This is a genomic window from Pseudomonadota bacterium (assembly GCA_013285445.1).
Lineage (GTDB): Bacteria > Pseudomonadota > Gammaproteobacteria > Xanthomonadales > Wenzhouxiangellaceae > Wenzhouxiangella.
The window spans coordinates 932,780-951,169 of the sequence record CP053448.1 but is presented as its reverse complement, the minus strand read 5'-3'; the positions used below and the strand labels follow the sequence as shown (position 1 = coordinate 951,169).

Genomic DNA, 18,390 nt, shown 5'->3' with positions numbered 1-18,390 from the left:
AAACGCGCTGAAAACAGGGTTTCAGACGCGTCAATCCGGCTGACAATCTGTGGCATATGCAGAGTGCGGCGGCAGCGGCCGATGAGGCCGTTATCAGCCCGGCAATCATATAGATCACATTCAGGGCTGCAGGAATGGCTTCAATGAGATGAATGGAAATGAGGTCGCCGTGTGCACAGCCGAGCAGGTAAGAAGACGGGGCAAGAGCCGCCGCGGGCTACGGTCGTCAGACCGTACGCCCGCGGCGGTCGATGTGCCGCTACCGATTGGTGGCGCGGCGAGTCGCTTCATAGGTTCGACCGATTGGTCTGTCGTGCGGGCTGGTTCCGAAGTCGTTCAGTCCCACCTGGCCCAGCCTGGTATCGAAGTAGAACGACATCAGCATCTCGGACGGCACGGGCTCGCCGTCGATCCGTGCCGGTGCGTATTGCCAGCCCCGGACCGCGCTCAGCGCGAGCCGCTCGTAGCGGCGCACCAGGCCGACATCATTGAGCTGGTTGTCGGCAATCGACGCGTCGACTAGCTGACCGCCCTCGTCGAGCGTCACGCGGACCTTGAGTTCCCAGAGCCCATGCTCCGGCATCCACTCCGGACCGGGCCGTTCTGCATCCGGCATTCCCGGGTAACCCACGAGTCGGGGCTTGGAGCGCGATCTCGGGAAGCTCGGCCGATCGGCCTTGACCAGCTCAGCCGGCTGGACATCGACCATTACGGAGTTTTCGGGACCGGATGAGGTATCAGTCGCCGAAGCGCCCGGAGCTGATGCGGCGGCGACCGGCAGCCGGGGTGCACTCCGGGATTCATCGGCATCACCCGCCGCGGCGACGGCGGCCGGCGGTGGCGCGATGGCAACGTCCGGAAACGGAACTCCAACAGCAGTCAGTGCGGCCGAGCCGCCGGTCATCGAAGCCATGCGCTGATCCTGCCCGGGCACGGCAACTGCCAGCTCCAGCTTCGGCAGATGCGTTGAGGTGTAGAGTCGCTGTGGCTCCTGGGCACTCCAGGCTCCCGCCGCAGCCGCCGAGCTGGCGGCCACGGCCAGAAGCGTCCCGATCAGCAGACGGGTTTTTCCAACGGGATGGGCATAGAGCATGGTAATCCTCCTCTTGAGTGGATGGCCGGTCAGCCAGGTACATCCGACCGGCGGTTGCGTTGAACTGAATTGGGTAAAGAGCATGGCCTCGGCATACTCGCGCCGCAGTCCCGGATAGCGGCGCACCACGGCCGCGTCACAGGCCAGCTCCTGATCGATGCGAAACCGCGGCCAGGCCACGTGCACCAGCGGGTTGAACCAGAACATTGTTCGCATGAAGCAGGCCAACAGCGTGAACTGGGCGTCGCCCCGGCGCAGGTGACAGCGCTCATGCTCGAGAATCAGGGACTGCTGCGGCGGCGAGTAACGCCGGTCGAAGTCGGCGGGCAACACGATCCGCGGCCTGAATGCGCCGACCACGGCCGGGCCGGCTGCATCGGACGCACTCAAAAAGCTGCCGTCAGGCCTTTCAGTCAAGCGGCCCAGGGAACGCAGCAGCCGTCGCTGGCTCGATACCAGCCAGGCGGCCATCAAGACCGCCCCGATCAGCCAAATCGCAATCAGCAGGCTGCTGGTGTCGAGTGCGAACGCGGGCTCCGGAAGCATCACTGGCGCTGCCATCGGCGCTGCCTCCGGCATTTCGCCGAGTGGTTGAATGGCCGCGCCTTCGATCCGACGGACCGGGGCAGGCAACAGCAGTACCAGCAGGGTCGCCGGCACGCTCAGCCATAGCAGAAAGGCGTTGTGCGCACCGAACCAGCGCAGCCAGGGTCGGCGCAACAGCAACACACCAGCAAGCGCCAGGGACAGCATCAGCGTCGAATAGCACAGCAGATTCAGCAGCTCACTGGCCATGATCAAGCGCCTCGATCAACCGGCGCAGCTCGTCGAGGTCGGACCTGGACAGCGCCTGGCGTTCACTGAAATGCGCGACCAGCGGAGCCACGCGCCCGTCGAACAGTCGCTCGACCAGCGAACGGCTCTGTTCGGCCACATAGTCGGCCCGGGTCAGCACCGGGCGGTAGCGATATCGACGACCCTCCCGTTCGGCCTGTATCGCGCCCTTTCGGAGCAGTCGGTTGAGCAGGGTCTTGACCGTTCCCTCCTGCCAGCCGGTGTCTTTGGCAACGGCCTGATGCAGTTCCTCGGCCGTAGCCTCGCCTTGCTGCCACAATACCTGCATCAGGGTACTTTCCGCTTCGCTGATTGTTCTCTCTTTCATGAGTGCTTACAGTTGTAAACGTAGCTTCAGTTTACATATGTAATCGCCATTGTCAAGCCCCGATCTGCCGCTGCCGGGTTCAGGTCGGTCTGAACAACGCTGCTCAGGCGCGATGATTCAGTGACCGACCCCCGCAGACATTGCGTCCGCGGGGCACAGAGCGAATGGAAATGCCTGATTCCGGCTTGCAAGCTGGTGCGAGCCGAGCGACAGTAGCCGGAGCGCCTTTGTGCAGGAAGGTTCAAAACGGCGCTCGCCCAAGCCAGGCCGGAGCCTCCCGCAAAGGCACGCGCAACGGCTCCACTCCAGGGCTACTTGCCTTGCGGGCAAAACGCCCTTGCGTTCTCGCCTGCGCTGTCGCGCCCGCGCAGGGTGGTTCGGAGGTTCCCTAATCGAACCGCTGCTTCAACCGCTCCAGCGCGGCTTGAATCGCAGGCGGCACGTTGTATGCCAGGCCATCGAAATGATCCGGGCGAGAGGGAATGTCCGGCAGCCCGGGGGCCTGAACCGTATCAGGAAGGACGACCGGCAGGTAGACGCTCTGGTCCCAGTCATTCGGGTCCAGAGCCGAATTGCGCGCCACGCGCACCTCGACCCGGGACTGGTCAGGAAAACCAACGATGACGACGCCATCCCGGTCATCTCGACCCCGCACGAGGAAGCGGCGAATCGCCCGAACGCGGGGGTCGTTCAGGCCCAGGGCCGAACAGCTTTCGAGGCCGTCGACCCAGCACTGAAACCGGCGGACCAGCTCAGCGCGACTCTGGCCCGCAGAACCCTGTTCGGGCCCAACCAGATCGATGGCCGACGGGATCTGCCCCTCAAGCCCGAAGTCTGCGATCGACAGCGGTTCGCTCAACAGTTCGACCGGTTGCTGCGCGGCCGACGGCTGAACGGCCAGAAGGACAAACCATGACCCGACGAAAAGGACGGAAAGCGTCTGGATCCACCGAGACATGTTCGGATTCCCTCAACAACTGACTATCTACGCTAGCGGCCAGTTCTAGAGCAGTCACTCTAGAAACGCATTCGCGCACGCAGCCACGAATACCATCCGACTTAGGCTTTCCGGTTGTCCCGTCGACGGCCACCCGGCTCGGACCACGTCATCAGCGGCTCTTTGGGCTGAAACCCGCACCTTGTATCATTGTTCAGGAGTCAGGCGGCATTAAGATACGTTGTGAGCAACGAAGCCCGGCGCGGGTCAAGCGCGATTGACCTGGAGCAGCACCTGGCAAACAAGGGAAGTCAGCGCAATGGATGCCTTTGATGTCGCCATGAACGCCATGATGGCATGGAACCAGATCGGGCTCTTGGCCGGCGGTCTGGTGATGTTCGGTCTTGGCGCACTGTTGTTTGGCGATGCGATGCGCTGGCGGATCACGGGCAGGCTGGTGAAGGCGCGGATCGTTGATGTGCGTGCCCTGGGACAGCCGAAGGTCAAGAAACCCGGCGCGGTCAGGGAGCAAAAGAACCAGGAAGCAACAGCGGGCGTCGGGTGGGGGCCGTTTATGAGAGCGGCGAGGAAATCGCCGGGCGCCGCGACGGGCGGCGTTGTCATCGCTCTGGTGGTGCTCGGTATCCCGTCGATGCTGGTCTGCGCGGGCCTGTATTTCGGCTATGACTATATGTCTCTGAGAACGGCGGGGGTCGAAGTACCGGGAGAGATTGTAGAGATCAAGAACGAACATGATTCCGAAGGCGGGACGACTTACCGCCCGGTTATTGCGTATGAAACGTACAATGGCATGCCCATGCGTGAAGAAGGGAGCCTATCGACCGGATGGCGAGTTTTCAGGCGCGGGGAGCAGGTTGCAGTTTTTTACGACAAGGACGATCCGGCGCGTTTTGTGGTCAAGGCCTTCTGGTACAACATGGCGCTTCCAATCGGTCTGACCCTGATGGGGTCAATGCTCCTGCTGATCTTCAGCGGCAAGTTTCCGAAGATCAGCCGGAAGGGACGGCCAAAGAAAAAAAATGTCAGCTACGCGGGGGAAATGTATTACCCGGTATTCGAATACAAACTGCCCAATGGCGAGCTTGGCCGTTATGAGGGTGATACAGGCAGTAACAGTTTTCTGAGTCAGCTTCCGGGCACGGAGTGCGCGGTGCTGGTTCATCCTGATGACCCGGAGAAGATCAGGAAGCCGACATTCGCGATACCTTTCATCGGGCTGGCCCTGGCTATGCCGGGCGCGGTAATGCTCTATATCGCGGCGGCGAGCTATGAGTTCACACTGATCAGCATTTTGATGTTTCTGGGCATAACCGGCTTTGGCGCCTATAAAATCGGCCGGTTGGTCAAACCGCGAGCAGAGTGGGAAACCAAGGCCGCGTTTAGAGCACGGATGGCAGAAAAATCGCGGTTGAAGCGGCAACAGGGCCGAATTCTGACGCCCGACGAGATAAGCGATCGTATTGTTTATTATGTGAGTTTGCAGAAAATGTGGCTGCCGGTGATGGTGCTGATCGGGGCTGGTTTGATCGCTGGCGGCTATTACTGGGGCGTAAACCACTCCGCTTTCAAAGCACGGGCACTGGCGACGAAAGGAACGGTCGTTGAGGTGGTCAGCGATTACAATTCCACATCGGATGGCAGTTCATATACCTATCATCCTGTCGTTGAATTCGAAACTGCGGCAGGCAAGCGAACTGAGTTCACGGATCGCTCCGGCAGCAGTCCGCCGGCCTACAGTGGCGGCGAGCAGGTTGCTGTTCTGTATGATCCCGACAACCCGCGCAAAGCGCAAATCGATCGCGGCTGGCTTGACCGGCTGCCGATGCTCGGGCTAATGGCGGTGGGCATCTTGGTCTTGCTGCAAAGCATGTGGACGTATTTCCGGCTGCGCCAACACGCCGGTCAGCGCTTTCCCGTGGCCTGAGTCCAGCTATGGCGCAACCCGGGCGCCTGGTATCAGGCCTTCGATAGCGGCTCGGTCACCGGGCTCTGCCTGCTGCCGGAGGGTGATGTCAGCATCTGCTGGCCCCGACCCGGCGCTGCCCGTCGTGCAGGGTCGGCACATTCTTGTTCTATACTCGACTTGGCTATCCTGAATTCGCGCCGTATGCATGCCGATGCCTTCATCCAATCGCTGTTTCTGATCTTCACCGGTGCGGCCGCAATCGCCACGGTTGCGCTGTATGCCCGCCAGGCCCTGCCCGTGGCCTATATCATCCTCGGTGTGATCATCGGCCCCTGGGGCCTGGGGCTGGCCGGCGACAGCGAAACGATCGACGGCATGGCCGAGGTCGGCATCATCTTCCTGCTGTTCCTGCTCGGCCTGAATCTCGAACCACGCGAACTGCTGCAGATGCTGCGCGAGGCCGTGCTGGTCACGGCGATGACCTGCCTGCTGTTCGCGCTGGTCGGCACCGGCATCGGGCTGGCGTTCGGACTGGAATGGCTGCAGGCGGTGCTGGTGGGTGCGGCCGTGATGTTCTCGAGCACCATCATCGGCCTCAAGCTGCTGCCGACCTCGACCCTGCACCACCAGCGCATGGGCGTGGTCATCGTGGCGGTGCTGCTGCTCCAGGACATCATCGCCATCGCCCTGATCCTGTTCATCCAGGGCTTTGCCGACAGCGCCAACCCGGTCTTCGACGTCGGCATCCTGCTGCTGAGCGCCCCGCTGCTGTTCCTGGGCTCGTTCTTCTTCGCCCGCTACGCGCTGATGCCGCTGATGCAGCGCTTTGACCGCATCCAGGAATACATCTTCCTGCTGGCCATCGGCTGGTGCCTGGCGATCGCCTGGATCGGCAACCTCATCGGCCTGTCCTACGAGATCGCCGCATTTCTGGCCGGCGTGAGCATCGCCACCAACCCCGTTTCGCGCTTCATCGCCGAAACGCTCAAGCCGCTCAGGGACTTCTTTCTGATCATTTTCTTCGTCGCCCTGGGCGCGGGCTTCAACATGGGCATGCTGCCCGAGGTCATCGTGCCGGCCATCACCCTGGCTGCGGCCATGCTGCTGCTCAAACCCTGGGCCTTCGGTTTCATCCTGTCGCGGCAGAAAGAGCGCCCGAAAGTCGCCCGCGAGATCGGGCTCAGGCTCGGACAAATCAGCGAGTTCTCGCTGCTGGTGGCGATCGTCGGTCTGCAAAGCGGCATGATGACCGAGCAGGCGTCCTACATCGTCCAGGCGGCCACCATCCTCACCTTCATGGTGTCGACCTACGTCATCATCATCCGCCTGCCCAGTCCGCTGGCGGTGCGCGAGGAACTGCGCAAGGACTGACCTTCAGCCATCGGCCAGCGAGGCCGCCGTTTCGGTGAGCAGCCGCCAGGCGGCGCCGACGTGGCGACGCTCGACGCGCGTCTGACCGGGAACGACACGAATCGCATAACGCCCGGCCAGGCGGGTATGCGTGAGATACAGCCGGCCGCTGTCCTGGATTTCGGCCAGGAGGCGGCGGTTGGCCCGCTCGATGGTTTGCTCGTCCTCATGGCCGGGCGGCAGCCAGCGAAAGCACACGCAGTTGAGCGGCGCCGGCGCCAGGCGCTCGAAGTCGGGGTGGGCGTCAACCTGGGCAGCCAGCCACTGGCCAAGCTCGATATGGCTACGAAGCATGGCCTGCAGGCCTTGCAGGCCGAACGAGCGCATCACGAACCATAGCTTGAGCGCGCGGAAGCGACGGCCGAGCTGGATGCCCCAGTCGCGGTAGTTGCGCACCTGCGTGTCGGCGCGGGTCTTCAAGTACTCGGGCTGGATCTCGAAGGTCCGGACAAGCGCTTCGGCATCGCGAACGAAGTAGGCGCTGCAGTCGAAATTGGTCGCCATCCACTTGTGCGGATTGACGACGAAGGAATCGACGTGCTCGGCCGAGCCAAGCATCCAGCGAAATTCCGGCAGCAGCAGGGCCGTTCCGGCATAAGCCGCATCGACGTGCAACCAGACCCCGTGTCGTGCGCAGATCTCGCCAATCGCATCAATCGGGTCGATGGCGGTCGAGCTGGTCGTGCCCAGGGCAGCGATCACGCACAGCGGCGTGACGCCCTCGGCCAGGTCGGCGCCGATTTGCTCGGCCAGTGCCTGCGGCTGCATTGCGAAGTCGGCATCGACCGGGATCTTGCGCAGCGCCGCCGAGCCAAACCCGGCGATGCGCACATCCTTTTCAATCGAGGAATGGGCCTCGGCCGAACAATAGACGGCAAAGCGCTCCCCGGCAAAGCCGCGCGCGTTGATCGCGAAGTCGCTGGCGCGCTCGCGCGCGCTCAGCAGGGCGCAGAGCGTGGCGGTCGACGCGGTGTCCTGGATCACGCCTTCGAAGGCTTCGGGCAGGCCCAGCCACTGGCGCAGCCAGTCCATGACCCGCCCTTCCAGCTCGGCGGCCGCCGGCGAGGTCTCCCAGCTCATGCACTGGGCCCCCAGGGTCGCGGTGAGCATTTCGGCCAGCACCGACGGGGCCGAACTGTTGGCCGGGAAGTAGCCCATGAACATCGGGTGCTGCCAGTGGGTCATGCCCGGCAGGATGGTGGCCCTGAAATCCTCGATGATCTCTTGCATGGCCTCGCCGGTATCCGGTCCGTTCGCCGGCAGCCGTGCGGCGACCTCGCCCGGCCCCACCTGCGCCCTGACCGGCCGGTCCTCGATCGAATCGAGATAGTCGGCCATCCAGTCGACCAGGTCGTGGGCGTGGCGTCGGAACTCGCTGCTGTCCATTCGCGAAGTTTCTCCGGGCGATTGATGACTCAGGAAGAAACAGCCTTGCGCCACCAGGGCCGGCGAACCAGGCTCGGCTGGCCGGTCTGCAGGTAGTGGACGACATCGTGATCCACCGCGACTGCCCAGATCAGGTCGGCCGAGCGCGGGCTGCCGCAGAACAGGATCCGGTCACCCATCTCCAGCGGCTCGTCGTCGTCGGGCAGCGGCAACGGCTCGCCGTCGCGAATGATCATCAGCACCACGGCCTCGAGGTGGCGATGACGATCGCGCGGATCGAGAGTCAGCATGCCCACGGTGAACTCGTGGCCGGATTTGACCGCGGCGGCCAGGGGCGGCGTGCGCTTCTCGCTCACGCGGCTACTCCAGTACTGCAGGCGACCGTCGCCCGTGCGCTCGTGCAGGCATTCGAGCACCTGGCGGTTCCAGGCCTCGTCGCGGCCCAGGCAGAGCTCGATGAACTCCGGCACCAGCGAGGCTTCGAGCACCGGCCGCGCGGCGGCGGCCACCATGCCGCTGACCGAGCTGGCCAGGTGGGTACCGGCTTCCTCGAACAGATCGCGATTGTGCAGATGATTCTCGCGCGCGATGACGACCAGATCGGGATTGAGCCTGCGTGCGGTCATGATGGTCGAAAGGTTCTCGGCGTCGCTGTCGTGGGTTGCGACCAGGCCGGTGGCCTCGCCGATCCCGGCGCTCTCGAGCACATCGCCCTCTGCGCTCCTGCCGGCCACGCTGTCATCGGGCCAGCCGTCCTCCGGGGGCTCGGTGGCGATGATGCGCAACTTTAGACCGGCCTCGCGCAGCCGGTTGGTCAGCAGGCGGCCGTAGTCGTCCTGGCCGCAGACGATCCAGGTACCGTCGAGATCACCGCCCGGTTCCCAGCGCTGCGGCGCCCCCGACTCGGTCAGCCGGTCGTAGAGCCGGTAAGCGTCCGGGCGCGTGATCGCCAGCGTGACGCGGCGGGCGAACTCCTCGGCGGGGCGAATGACGAAGCCGGTTTCGAAAGACGCGAGATTGCGCGCGGCTGCCGCGCTCTCGGCGCGGGCCACCACGCCCAGCTGCTGATTGAGCAGGCGACCGGCCAGCGCGATCTTGACGTTGATACTGTCTTTGTCGGTCATTGCCAGCAGCCCCGAACACCAGCGATGCTGCAGGCCGGCAGAGCGCAGGTTGTCGGGAATCGAGGCATCGAGCCGAAAACCCGGGACCTCGACGTGGTAATCGCGCAGCTCGAGTTCGCGGATGGCCACTTGCGATCGTTCCACCACGACCACGCGACGGCCGCTGCCGATCAGGTCGTCGACCAGCTTGCGGCCGGCACCACCGTAGCCGCAGACGATGTAGAACGGCTCGCCGATCGAGGCAACGGCCCGACTGAGCCGCCGCCGACGCAGGACCTCGTGGAAGTTCTCGTCACGCGCCAGGGCCACCAGGCTGCCGATGGCGAACAGCCAGGCGAACACCGTCATGTACATGCAGACGATCGTCCACAGCCGCTGGGCGTCGCTGAATTCGGCGGGAATCTCGCCGAAACCGATGGTGCTGCCGGTGTAGCTGACGACATAGAAGGCGTGCAGGAAATCCATCGTCCAGGCATTGCCGTTTTCGTCGTATCCCGGAATCAGTGTGAAGCCGACAGTGGCCAGGGCGTAGACGCCGATCAGGATGATCAGCGGAATCCGCATTCGCTCGAGCAGCAGGGACAGCGGCATGTTCGGCTCAGCGGCGGAAGCGGCTGGTCTCGATCAACACCACGACGGTGGAGACGATATTGGCCAGCAAGGCCCCGCCTGAGAGCGAAACGACGCTGGCCATCACGGCCGGCGTGAGTCCGGCCCCGCTGACGTGCACCGCCATGACCCAGACCAGGGCCGCCGCAATCAGCTGCAGATCCGCGACCAGGCTCGATGCGAGCAGCACCGCGCCGATCTGCGTGCGCTCGCCGAGCTTCATCACGGTTGCGATCAGGCTCACGACGATGGCCGCGAACAGTTCGTAGGCGTTGTGATGATCCGGATTGTCGATCTCGCCGACGAAAAACCCGAAGTTCAGCGTCAGCGCAAGCAGGATGAAGAAGCCGAAAATGACTTTCTCTGGATTCATGGGGCACTCCCCGGCGAACTGGATAGCACGGTAGCCGACCCGGCGAAAAGCGTCAATTGCGGCTCACCCGCGCCCGCTGCGCCAGATCGAGATCAGCAGCCACACGCCGCCGATCGCCGCGCCGATGAAGCCGAGCAGGCCCAGCAGCGGCAGGCCGAAGGCCTGGTCGCCACTCTGCACGTTGAGCACGATGGCCGAGCCGATGATCAGGGCCGCGGTGACGATGCCCAGGGTCAGTCGGCTGGCGGCCTTGTCCACCCGCAGCGACACCTCGTGCAGCTCCTTGATGTCGACATGCACCTCGATGCGGCCGCGACGCGCCCTGCGCAGCAGCCGGCTGAGGTCGTCGGGCAGGCCGCCGAGCAGGCGCAGCGTCTGGACCAGGCCGTCCTGCATGCGGCGGGCGACATTCAAGGGAGAGTAGTGGCGGCGCAGCACGCTTTCGAGAACCGGCGCGGCCTCTCCGGCCATGTCGAAGTCCGGGTCGAGCGAGCGGCCCATTCCTTCCATGGTGATGAAGGCCTTGAACATCAGCACGAGGTCGGCCGGGAGCACCAGGTGGTGATGGCGAAGCTGCGTGACTTACCGGCCATGAGCCGCTACCTCGAAACGACCAGTAGCGCACTGTCCCAGATCAACCCGGGACATGGAACCGCTCTGGCCGCCAGGCGCAGATCAGGACAACGGGCTGACCAATAGGCACAAGACCATCAAAGCGGACTTGAGGTCGTGTCCGACGCGACCCTGGTCAAGCCCCCAACACCTTCCCTCGAGGTTGTGATCCAGGTCCGTCAGAGGCTGTCGGGTACAGTCGCTCCGTGAAAGCGATCCGGCTTCAGACGCGATGGGGTGAGCGGTGGTTGAAGATTGTCATGCCGTGCGCTTGCGCTCGATCCAGTCGTTGACGACCTGCTCGAGCAGGGTCAATGGCAGGGCGCCGTTGCGCAGAATCTGATCGTGAAATTCGGGCAGGCTGAAGTCCTCACCCAGTTCCCGTTTCGCCCGCTCGCGCAACTCCAGGATTTTCATCATACCCACTTTGTAGGACAGGGCCTGGCCCGGCATGACCAGGTAGCGCTCGATCTCGGCCTCGACCTCGCCTTCGCCCATACCGGTGTGGGCCAGCATGTAGTCGATGGCGTCCTCACGGCTCCAGCGCTTGTGGTGCATGCCCGTGTCGACCACCAGCCGCACCGCGCGGAACATCTCGGCCTGGAGTCGTCCCAGGTTGTCGAGCGGGTCGTCCTGGAAACCGATTTCCCAGGCCAGGCGCTCGGCATAAAGCGCCCAGCCCTCGGAGTAGGCGGTAAAGGGCACCAGGCGGCGGAACATCGGAATGTCCTCGAGCTGCTGGGTGATCGCGATCTGGAAGTGATGCCCGGGGATGCCCTCGTGGTAGGCCAGCGTGCGCATCCCGAACTTCGGGATCTCGGAGACGTCGCGCAGATTGACGAAGAAAGCGCCCTTGCGCTTGCCGTCGAGCGACGGGCGCTGGTAGTAGGCGCCGGCGGTAGTCTCCTCGGAGAATTCAGGCACGCGCTTGACCTCCACCCCGGTTTCGGGGCGCAGGTTGAAGTATTCGTTCATGGCCGGGTCGATCTCGTCGAGAATCTTCTGGTAGTCGGCCAGAATCTGCTCACGACCTGCCTCGGTGTCCGGGTAGAGCTGATCCGGGCGTCGGGCCAGCTGTTGCACGCGCTCACCGATGGTGCCCTCAGTCAGGCCTTCGGTGCGCAGGATGGCGTCCATCTCGCCGCCGATCCGCTCGACTTCGCGCAAGCCGATTGCGTGGATCTCTTCGGCGCTCATCTCGGTGGTCGTATGCTGCCGGATGGCCTGTCGGTAGAACGCATCGCCGTCGGGCAGGCGCCAGACACCGCCATTGGAATCGGCCTTCGGCTCGAGCTCGCGCAGGTAGGCCAGCAAGCCCTCGTAGGCCGGGTAGACCGACTGCTCCACGGCCGCAACCGCCGCCTCGCGCAGTTCGTCGCGGCGGGCCGGATCGAGCTCTGATGCGTCGATATCGTCCATCTTTTCGTCGAGATTGACCACCAGCAGGTGCGCCTCGGGCGCGCTTTCGAGAAAACCATCGACCTGGTCGATGACCTTGGTCACGGCAAAGGACGGTGGCAGGATGCGCCGTTCCTCGCGGATTCGCAGGCCCTCGAGTACGCCTTGGAACTTCTCGTCGAACCGGTTCAGGCGCGAGATGTAGTGCTCGGCACCCAGCTCATCCTCGACCATGTGCTGCTGCACCATGAAGTCCGGCAGATTGCTCTGCACGCCGAAGAGCTGATTGACCGGGAAGTTGTGAAAACGCCAGCGGTCGGCGTCGGCCATCTGGTTCGACATGAAGAAATCGAACACGTCATAGGAGAGCAGCGCCTGGCCTTCGTAATCCGAACGGTCATAGCGCTTGAACGTCTCGTATTCGTCGCGCCAGTAGGCCAGCATTTCCTCGCCGGCCTCGGGCGAGGCGTCGCCCAGCTCGGCGTTGTGGCCGCGAATTCCGAACTGGTCGAGAAAGCGCAGCGAAGTCAGCATCTCAGGCTGCTGAAGGCTGAACTTGAGAAAGGCCCGGGCATAGAACCAGTCAATCGACAGCGGCTTGAAATACCAGAAGTTGGCAAAAAGCAGGCCGCCGGCCAGCATCAGGACGGCGAGCCCGAAGCCGCCCCATTTAAGAATCTTCTTCATTGTGCGTCCGAGCCAGTGGGTGGTGATCTGCAGCATACTTGCCTCCCAATCCCTGCGCACCGGCCAGAAGTCATGTCTTGCCTGGATCACCTCTTGCATGGACACCGCCCCGGACACTTCCCCAGCTCATCCGCGGCGAGCGCGCGTCTTGCATCGTTCGCCACCCTGAAGCGCTGGGCCGCGGCGATGAATAGTGCTATATTCGCCGAACAAAAATTGATATAGATCACTTTTCAAGGGGCTTTACAAGGGCACTATCACATGTCAGGCCGAAAAATCTTCGCGCACATCCGCACCGACCAGCCCCGCGGCTACCAGCCGACGGACACGCCAGGCTACTACTACATGTTCACTGGCGGCTATCCCTTCGATTACGCCCATAACACGATTGGCGCCAAACCGGTGGGCGACGACGACGGCCCGGCCGGTGAGGTCAAGCTGTCCGACCGGAACGACTCGTGGACGATCAAGGTCAAGGATCACACCGGCCAGGGCTTCAAAATCGTGCGCTGGAACCTGGGCGAGGAGAACATTCCCGGTATCGCCTTCGACCCGGCGCCCAATGCCGATATCGAACTGAGCGACAAGATCAAGATTGATGCCTCCAACGTGCCATCGGGCCACCACGGCGCCTGGGACGGCTATACGGTCACGCTGGCCAGCGGCGACGGCACGCGCGTCAAGCTCGACCCGCGCATCTACGACGTGCGCGAGTAGCCCGAACCGCGCCCGGCCGCACCATGCACTATTGGGCCTATCTCAGCTACTCACATGCCGATGAGCGGCATGCGCGCTGGCTGCATCGGCGGATTGAATCGTTCCGCGTCCCCAGGCCGCTGCGCGGCACCCGCGTGGCCGGACTTGCCCTGGGCGATCGCCTGCGGCCGCTGTTTCGAGACCGCGACGAGCTGTCGAGCTCGGGCGACCTTCAGTTGAGCCTGGAGCGGGCCCTGTCGGACTCCGGCGCGCTGATCGTATTGTGCAGTCCCGCCGCCGCGGCCTCGCGCTGGGTCAACCAGGAGATCGAGTTGTTCGTCGCCGAGCACGGCACGCGCCGGGTGTTCGCAGTCATCATCGACGGCGAGCCCAACAGCGGCGACGAGCGCGAGTGCTTCCCGCCGGCGCTGCGCGGGGCCGTGGACGGGCTGGAGCCGATTGCCGGTGATCTCAGGCGCCACGCCGACGGCCGTCGCGATGGCAGTCTCAAGGTCATCGCGGGGTTGCTCGGCGTGGGCTTCGATGTCGTCAAGCGCCGCGACGCACAGCGCCGCCAGCGCACCGCCCTGGGCCTGGCTGCCGCGGCCTCGATTGTGGCAGCGGCTACCACGGTCATGGCCGTCTATGCCGTGCAGCAGCGCGACATCGCCCAGCTGCGGCGCGCCCAGGCCGAGGACCTGATCGGCTTCATGCTGGGGGACCTGCACACGCGGCTGCGCGAGGTCGGGCGGCTCGACGTACTCGATGCCGTCGGCAATCAGGCCGAAGCGTATTTCGCCTCGCTGCCGGCCGAAGAGGTCAACGATCACGCCCTGGAAAAACAGGCGCTGGCGCTGCGCCAGATCGGCGAGGTGCGCCTCCAGCAGGGCCAGCACGCCGCCGCCGAGCGTGCCTTTGCCACCTCATTGCTCCAGTTCCAGACGCTGGCCGGGCGCAACCCGGCGAGCACCGGCGTACTGTTCAAACGCGCCCAGGCCGAATTCTGGCTCGGAACCAGCCACTATCGGGCGCTCGAGCTCGACCGGGCCCGCCCGCTGTGGGAACGCTACGCGCAAAGCGCCGGCGAGCTCGTCACGCTCGATCCGGACAACCCCGACTACCGCCTGGAGCAGGCCTATGCCATGTCCAATCTCGGATCGCTGGCCGTCGACCAGGGCGACCTCGTCGCGGCCGAAAGCGCCTTCACCGGCGCCGGACTCATTTTCACCGAGCTGGCCGATGCAGCTCCGGATGATCCCAACCTGCGTTTCGAGGTGGCGGCCAACGACTCCTGGCTGGCGGCCGTGCGCGAGGCGCGTTTCGACTGGCGCGCTGCAGCCGAATACCGCCGCGCTGCCGCTGACGCGCACGCCGAAGTCACGGCCGTGACCGGCCATCCATTCCACCGCCGCATCGAGGCCGAAGCCTGGATCAAGCGCGCGCGCATGGAATTTGCCCTGGGGCAGGTCGCAGCCGCACTCGATTCACAATCGCGCGCCATTGGACTCTACGATGTCCTGGCCGAAGGCGACGCCGAGAATCTGGAATGGCGGGTGCACTGGCTGAGCGCCCGCATCCGCCTCGCCCTGCTGAGGCGCTTCACGGACCAGGGCGACCTCGCAGGAGAAGACAGCACAGCAGACTTCGAGCAGCTGCTGGCAATTGCCGCCGGCGACCCCGGTAACTCAATGTGGACCGGACAGGCTGTCGCGGCCGGGCTGGACCTGGCCACCATCCGACTGCTGCGCGGCGACCCGGGCAACGCCGGCGCATTCCTGCTTCGCATCGCTTCGATGGCGCAAGCCAATCTCGACGCCGCGCCCGGCGACAACATCAGCGCGCGCCACTACTATCGCCTGGCCGTGCTGCGGCAGCTGGTCGACGGCGAAGGCGCGGCCGAGGCGGCAGCCCGGCTGGCCGAACGCCCGCGCCAGCAGCAGGCCAACCCGCACCTGGCCGCCCTGCTGGCGCGACTGGTGGGCGATCGCGAAACGGCCGATGAACTCGATGAGCAACTGCTTCAAGCCGGATTCATCTCGCCCCAGTACCAGGCGCTGAGCGCACTGGCTGCCCCCTGATGGGCGCCAATCGCAGGGTGCCGCTGACGCTGGGTGTGACCGGACATCGTGATCTTGTCGCCGAGGAAGTGCCGGTCATCGCCCGGCGCCTGCATGAACTGTTCGACCTGCTCGAATCGCGCTATGCCGGTCTGCCGCTGCGCCTTGTCACTGCGCTGGCCGAAGGCGGCGACCGGATCGCAGCCGAAGTCGCGCGCAAGCGCGGCATCGAACTGCTCGTGCCCCTGCCCCTGCCGGTCGAGGACTACGAGCGCGACTTTGCCGACGCGGCATCGAGGCATGCCTTTCGTGAACTGCTCGCCTGTGCAACCGTCGTCAACATGGCCGTCGCCGGCGACGCCAGCCAGAGTCGCGAACAGGCCTACGCACGGGCCGGCATCTACAGTTCCGACCACTGCCAGATCATGATCGCGATCTGGGACGGCAAGCCGGCCGAGCACGGCGGCGGCACGGCCGACGTCGTCGAATACCACCAGTTCGGCGACATGGCGCGGCTCGGCGCGAGTCCATTGAACCGTCGTGGCCTGGCCAAGGATGATACCGACCTGGTCTACCACATCGTCTGCTCGCGCAAGCGCCAGCACGGTGCGCCAGCCGCAGGGCTGCAGCCCGGTACCGCGCGCTGGCTGGTTGCCGACCCGGAGCGCCTGACGGTCGACGACATTCCGGCCGGTCTCAGCCGCATGATCGAGCGCACCGCCGAGTTCAACCAAGACGTCGCGGGCATCACCGGGCAGATCTCGCCGGCCGGGGTCTTGCCGGGCTGGCGCGCCCGGTTTGCCGAGCAGCCGGACCTGGCGCGGACGGCCAAATACTTTGCGCTGGCCGACCGTCTGGCCACCCGCTACGCGCAGCGCTATCGCACGGCCCTTCGTGTCCTCTACCTGCTCGCTGCACTGATGGGCATCTCCTTCATCGCTTACGCCGACCTCAACCGCCCGTCGATGATCGCCGCCTACTTGCTGCTGTTCTTCGCGGGCTTCGTGCTCTATCGGCTGGTTTCACGCTTGCAGTGGCACCGCAAGTTTCTCGATTACCGCGCGCTGGCCGAAGGACTCCGCGTGCAGTTCTACTGGCGCCTTGGCGGCGTCTCGGGCCAGCTGCGCAACGACTTCGCCTACGACAACTTCCTGCAGAAGCAAGACGTCGAAATCGGCTGGATCCGCAACGTCATGCGGTTCGCTGGCGCAGCGGAAGACCGGTTGCGACGGCGGGCAGCCGACGTCGAAGCCGTCGTCGAGCACTGGATCGGCCAGCCCGGTGGCCACGGTCAGCTCGGCTACTTCGAAAACCGCTGCCGCAGCCACCGCCGGCACGTCACCCGGACGGATCGAGTGGTGGCCGTCACCCTGTGGGCCGGCATTGTCATCACCCTCGCCCTGGCCCTGCTCCAGCACCGGCTCGACGATCTGCTGGTCACCGGCATGGTGGCTGCCATGGGCATTCTGCCGCTGCTCGCCGCCGTGCGCGAAGCCTACGCCCACAAGGTCGCCGAGAAGGAACTGCTCAAGCAGTACAGCTACATGCTCGACATCTACCGAATGGCCTGCTTTCGCCTGTCGCGCTGCAAGACTGTCGAAGACAAGCGTGAACTGCTGCGCGCCCTGGGCGAAGCCGCCCTGGACGAGCATGCCGAGTGGATCCTCATCCATCGCGAGCGACCGCTGGAGCCGGGTAAGCTCTGACCACGGCCGCCGGACTGGTTGGGGCACCAGAGAGTGCGGCCTGTGCCGATGAAATTGCGCACAACCATCCCTTCGCTGGCGGCAACAAGCGCACAGCCGTCGTGCTTTGCGAGGTCTTGCTCGAGATCAACGAATACCGGCTGGTGGCCGGGAACGCGGGTCTCTGGACGATTTTCATGGCCCTGGCCGCCGGCGAGATCGAAGAAGACGAGCTGACCGACTGACTGCGCTCAGTCTCAGGGCCTGAACGCGCCAGCAGGGATCAGGCCTGCTACGCCTGATCCCCAGGGGCTTCGACCAGTTTCTTGCCGTCCTTGTCCGGGTCAATCAAGGCCTTGACAGCCGACAGCACATCAGCCTCGCCCTTCTCGATCAGCTCCGGAAAGCGCTGTCGACAGGCCATCCAGGCCGCGCCGATCACCGCGCAGTAGACCGAGCCCATCAGCAGCGCGTAGCTGAACTGATCCACGATCTGGCCGATCCAGGACGGCAAGCGAATGCCGAACAGGCCGAAGAGGACCGACACCACCGCACCCACAATGCCGAGTTCGACAAACAGGATCACCATGATGAAGACGATCACCTTGAAAGTGATGAACTGGACAAGAAGCTGCTTCAGCGCCCCGGACCAGCGCTTCGAATAGCACAGGGCCGCCACCGCGATTGTCAAACCGGCTGCCAGTGCCAGCGAGTCGGCAACGACCACCAGAAAGCTGCCCACAGTCGTCCAGCCTGGCGCGCCGGCCAGCACGCTGACCTCGCCGTCGACCATCTTGCCGACCAGTGCCGCCAGCGTCATCAGCGCCGCCCCCGGAATCAGGGTGGCCGCCAGCCAGGGGAAATCCTCCGGCCCGGGCTCGCGCGGCCCGAACAGGTAGCGCCTGAAGGCCAGCGCGAAGGCAGCTGCCATCAGCAGGGCCGAGGCATCCAGCACACGCCAGACCGCCAGGTCCGCGGTCGCCCATTCCACGATCTGTCCGCCGATCAGACAGGCAAGGATCAGACCGACGATCACCCAGCGTGGCCGCGGACCGAAAACCTCTTCCAGGCGATCGTCCTCGCGGCTTCGATTGAAGGCCTGCTCCAGCGCCGGGAGCATGTCGGAAAAGCTCTCGGCAGTGAGCACGATCAGGTGGCGGATCGAATACATCGTGCCATTATCCCCGAAGCCGTGGCCGGCTGGTGTTTGCTTCGATCCGGTGACTATACTTGG

15 protein-coding genes are annotated in these 18,390 nt (G+C 64.5%); 6 read left to right on the top strand and 9 right to left on the bottom strand.

Features of this window, described 5'->3' with window-relative positions; all coding sequences use genetic code 11:
• Nucleotides 1-259: 259 nt before the first annotated feature.
• The 3 genes from HND55_04430 to HND55_04420 form a co-directional block, all read right to left on the bottom strand.
• Nucleotides 260-1,888 (bottom strand): hypothetical protein, encoded by a 1,629-nt coding sequence (locus HND55_04430; GenBank protein QKK01970.1) that lies wholly within the window; start codon nt 1,886-1,888, stop codon nt 260-262.
• The gene (locus HND55_04425; GenBank protein ID QKK01969.1) at nt 1,878-2,255 is read right to left on the bottom strand and encodes a BlaI/MecI/CopY family transcriptional regulator; all 378 of its coding nucleotides are present in this window, start codon (nt 2,253-2,255) and stop codon (nt 1,878-1,880) included. Before HND55_04425 ends, HND55_04430 begins: the two co-directional genes overlap by 11 nt.
• A 388-nt stretch (nt 2,256-2,643) precedes the next feature.
• On the bottom strand, nt 2,644-3,213 hold the full coding sequence (locus HND55_04420; GenBank protein QKK01968.1) for a hypothetical protein: 570 nt from the start codon (nt 3,211-3,213) through the stop codon (nt 2,644-2,646).
• A 298-nt stretch (nt 3,214-3,511) separates the two neighbouring features.
• Between HND55_04420 and HND55_04415 the strand changes: the two genes are divergently transcribed.
• Together HND55_04415 and HND55_04410 are read left to right on the top strand one after the other, a co-directional pair.
• On the top strand, nt 3,512-5,137 hold the full coding sequence (locus HND55_04415) for a DUF3592 domain-containing protein (protein QKK01967.1): 1,626 nt from the start codon (nt 3,512-3,514) through the stop codon (nt 5,135-5,137).
• 183 nt (nt 5,138-5,320) lie between these two features.
• Complete coding sequence (locus tag HND55_04410) at nt 5,321-6,490, top strand: cation:proton antiporter (GenBank protein QKK01966.1); 1,170 nt, start codon at nt 5,321-5,323, stop codon at nt 6,488-6,490.
• A 3-nt stretch (nt 6,491-6,493) separates the two neighbouring features.
• Here HND55_04410 and HND55_04405 read toward each other — a convergent pair whose 3' ends face one another.
• The 5 genes from HND55_04405 to HND55_04385 form a co-directional block, all read right to left on the bottom strand.
• Entirely contained in the window at nt 6,494-7,915 is a 1,422-nt protein-coding gene (locus HND55_04405; protein QKK01965.1) for an aminotransferase class V-fold PLP-dependent enzyme, read from the bottom strand.
• A gap of 29 nt (nt 7,916-7,944) precedes the next feature.
• On the bottom strand, nt 7,945-9,630 hold the full coding sequence (locus HND55_04400) for a potassium transporter TrkA (GenBank protein QKK01964.1): 1,686 nt from the start codon (nt 9,628-9,630) through the stop codon (nt 7,945-7,947).
• A 7-nt stretch (nt 9,631-9,637) separates the two neighbouring features.
• Nucleotides 9,638-10,021 carry a hypothetical protein gene (locus HND55_04395; protein QKK01963.1) on the bottom strand — a complete coding sequence of 128 codons (384 nt, stop codon included), beginning with the start codon at nt 10,019-10,021 and terminating at the stop codon, nt 9,638-9,640.
• 63 nt (nt 10,022-10,084) lie between these two features.
• The gene (locus tag HND55_04390; GenBank protein QKK01962.1) at nt 10,085-10,576 is read right to left on the bottom strand and encodes a hypothetical protein; all 492 of its coding nucleotides are present in this window, start codon (nt 10,574-10,576) and stop codon (nt 10,085-10,087) included.
• A 315-nt stretch (nt 10,577-10,891) separates the two neighbouring features.
• Nucleotides 10,892-12,718: a DUF885 domain-containing protein gene (locus HND55_04385; GenBank protein ID QKK03984.1), complete on the bottom strand. Its 1,827-nt coding sequence runs from the start codon at nt 12,716-12,718 to the stop codon at nt 10,892-10,894.
• A 261-nt stretch (nt 12,719-12,979) separates the two neighbouring features.
• Here HND55_04385 and HND55_04380 point away from each other — a divergent pair, with 261 nt between their 5' ends.
• Genes HND55_04380 through HND55_04365 form a run of 4 tightly spaced genes read left to right on the top strand, consistent with a single transcriptional unit; the run spans nt 12,980 to nt 17,401 of the window.
• A complete protein-coding gene (locus HND55_04380; GenBank protein QKK01961.1) occupies nt 12,980-13,435 on the top strand; it encodes a hypothetical protein in 456 nt (151 codons plus the stop codon).
• Nucleotides 13,436-13,458: 23 nt separating this feature from the next.
• The gene (locus HND55_04375) at nt 13,459-15,492 is read left to right on the top strand and encodes a toll/interleukin-1 receptor domain-containing protein (protein ID QKK01960.1); all 2,034 of its coding nucleotides are present in this window, start codon (nt 13,459-13,461) and stop codon (nt 15,490-15,492) included.
• The gene (locus tag HND55_04370) at nt 15,492-17,177 is read left to right on the top strand and encodes a hypothetical protein (protein QKK01959.1); all 1,686 of its coding nucleotides are present in this window, start codon (nt 15,492-15,494) and stop codon (nt 17,175-17,177) included. The genes HND55_04375 and HND55_04370 overlap by 1 nt, the downstream gene beginning before the upstream one ends.
• Nucleotides 17,174-17,401, top strand: a complete 228-nt coding sequence (locus HND55_04365; GenBank protein ID QKK03983.1) for a hypothetical protein — start codon at nt 17,174-17,176, stop codon at nt 17,399-17,401. Before HND55_04370 ends, HND55_04365 begins: the two co-directional genes overlap by 4 nt.
• A gap of 47 nt (nt 17,402-17,448) precedes the next feature.
• Here the strand turns inward: HND55_04365 and HND55_04360 are convergent, their stop codons facing one another.
• Nucleotides 17,449-18,327 (bottom strand): hypothetical protein, encoded by an 879-nt coding sequence (locus tag HND55_04360; GenBank protein ID QKK01958.1) that lies wholly within the window; start codon nt 18,325-18,327, stop codon nt 17,449-17,451.
• Nucleotides 18,328-18,390 lie beyond the last annotated feature (63 nt).